At 75.8% G+C, this 2,507-nt stretch carries 1 protein-coding gene; it reads left to right on the forward strand.

Annotated features, from left to right (window positions below; translation table 11 throughout):
• Positions 1–484 precede the first annotated feature (484 nt).
• Complete coding sequence (locus tag AXW62_RS29560) at positions 485–2,506, forward strand: hypothetical protein (RefSeq protein ID WP_060947210.1); 2,022 nt, start codon at positions 485–487, stop codon at positions 2,504–2,506.
• The last annotated feature ends 1 nt before the right edge of the window (position 2,507 follow it).

The raw sequence follows: 2,507 nt of genomic DNA on the forward strand, positions 1-2,507 counted from the left end.
CGGTCGGTCCGGTGGGTCGACGGTTCTTCCGTACGCGTACGCCGTCGGCGGTCGTGACGCGTACGGCGGGCGGGNGGGGGGTCGGGCGTCGGCGCCGCCGGCCGGGCGCCGGTCCGCGGCGCCGAGGGCGGCTTCCGTACTCGGCGGCCGGGGCCCCGCCGGACTGCGGGCAGGCCGCCCCTCCCCCACCCCCTCTAAAAGACGCTTGATCTGACGCAACTAATTTGTCAAACGTTTTCCAGAGGGGTACCCGACCTCCGGCAGCCCGGCGCCGGCCCGCGCCCCGGAATACAGGTGCCGCCACCGGGACCCGCTGCCACCGGCCCGCCGCCCGGCGGCGAGGGCCGGGCCGGGCACCCCCTGCCCCGTTGCTCACCTGCGCCGAAGGCGCGAGACGGCGCCGCAGACGAACGAGCCGGGCGAGGCTCGCTGTCGGACCCATGAGGGAAGATCTCCGCGTGACGTATTCGACGGGGGAGGGCCGATGACGCAGATGATGACGGAGATGACGGGCGCGGAGACGACCGACACGTGGGCGGCTCTGGACGACCACGGCGTGGTGCCCGCGCTGGGCGGGCTCATCGACGGTACGGGCATGTGGCGGCCCGGCGCGTTGGGGGCCATCGAGCGGACCGGGAGGTTCCTGACCGGGACGTGGGATCCGCCGGGCCCCGAGGGCGAGGACGGGCCCGGGATCGCCGGGGAAGGGTCGTGGGTGCGGTTCATCGGGCGGATCGGGGCCGTGGCGCTCCGGGCCGCCGCGCCGTCCACGCGTCCGGAGCGGCGGGAGCGGCTGCTGGCGCTGCTGGAGATGTGGGCGGAGAGCCCGTTCGCCGATCCGGAGGCCCGGTTGCGCACCGGGACCGTGGTCACCGAGCGGCTCTCGGTGCGGGACGGGCGCGGGGCGGCGGTCAGCGTGGGGTGGAGCCGTGCGGGGCGGCGCACATTCGTCGACCTGCGGCGGGGGGACGCGGATCCGCCGGGCCTGGGGAAGATCCAGGAGGTCGCCGAGGTGCCGCGCGGCTGGGGGAGCGCGGAGCAGCTGCGACGGCTGACGAGCCTGGTCCGGGAGCGCGGCCCGATGCCGTGGGACCCCCAGGCCGTGGCCCTGCTGTGCGAGGGCACGGGGATGGGGCGCGCGGCGGCATCCCTCGCGCTGGCCGGGCTGCTGGAGCGGTCCTACGTCCCGTTCCTGGACGAGCACGAGCGGGAGGTGCTGCGGCTCAAGGTGGCCGAGGCCGAGGACGGCGCGTCCGAGCTGGCCCGGCTGACCGCGCTGCAGCGGCTGGAACTGCTGGCGGAGGTGCTGCCCGAGGACCCGGCCGAGCTGTGGGAGCCGGACGGGATGCGCGGTGTGGCGGAGCGGATCGCCGAGGCGTGGCGGGCGTTGCGCGGCCGGCGGGTCGTGGTGCCGGCGCGCACGCTCAACGCGGTCGTCGGGCTACAGCTGCTCCGCCTGTCGGCGGCCGACTTCTGCGCGGCGTTCACCAACCCGGCCGCCGAACCCGGGCTCAGCGCCCCCCTCGACACCTGGATCAAGAACAGCGAGTACGGCCCGCTGGTCACCGACGCCCAGTGGGACATCGTGCGGTTCGAGGACCGCCTGCACACCGTCGTGCCGCATCTGGGCTGGGTCTATGCCGAGCTGCCCGCCGGTGACCCGGTCCGCGAGGGGCTGCCCGGCCTGGTGCGGCTGCTGCTCGAGCGCCTGGACCACCCGGGGCTGCTGCTGCGCGCCGGGAACCCGGCCGCCGGCTCCGGGCGCACGGTCGCCGATCTGCACGACCGGTTCGGCTTCCGGCCGTACGCGGGCCCGGAGCGGCTGGATGTGGCGAGCATCGACGACGGGCTCACCGTCGTCACCGACGGCGCGGTCGACCGCAAGGGGCACCAGCCGCCTCCCAAGCTGTACTTCCGCCCCGCCTTCTACGGCGACGACGAGCGCTCCCGGACCCTGGCGGCGGCCACCTCCGGCTTCCACCGGCAGGACCTGCCGCTCGTCGAGTGGCTGCGCGGCCCCGCCTGCGCGCGGATCGTCGAGCGGATCGAGAGCGCCGGGCTGCCGGCCGGGGCCTACGAGTCGAACCCGGCGGCCTCCGCGCCCGAGGTGGTGGCGCGGGTCGCCGGGACGCTCGGCGTGGAGGAGGACGCGGCGGCGCTCTACCTCCAGCTGCTCGCCCTGCCCGCGCCCACCGACCGCAACGTCCGCACCTGGAACGGGTGGCAGGCCCCCCGGCACCAGAAGGCGGCCGGGGTCCTGGTCGAGCGCGGCCTCGTCGCCGAGGACAAGCGCCCCCGGGCGGGCCGCAAGGTCTTCCTGCCGGGCGAGTGGATCCACGCCAAGAAGCCCTACCAGCCCATGGAGGCGTGGAAGGCGGAGCTGATCGGGCTGCGGCGCTCCTACAACCGGCGGCTGGAGAACCCCCTCCCGCTGCCCACCCGCACCCTCCCCGAGCTGTTCGCCCATGCCTGGGCGCTGGTGGAGAGGGGCCAGGGACCGGCCTGAA

This window comes from Streptomyces hygroscopicus subsp. hygroscopicus (assembly GCF_001553455.1).
In the GTDB taxonomy this organism is placed as follows: domain Bacteria; phylum Actinomycetota; class Actinomycetes; order Streptomycetales; family Streptomycetaceae; genus Streptomyces; species Streptomyces hygroscopicus.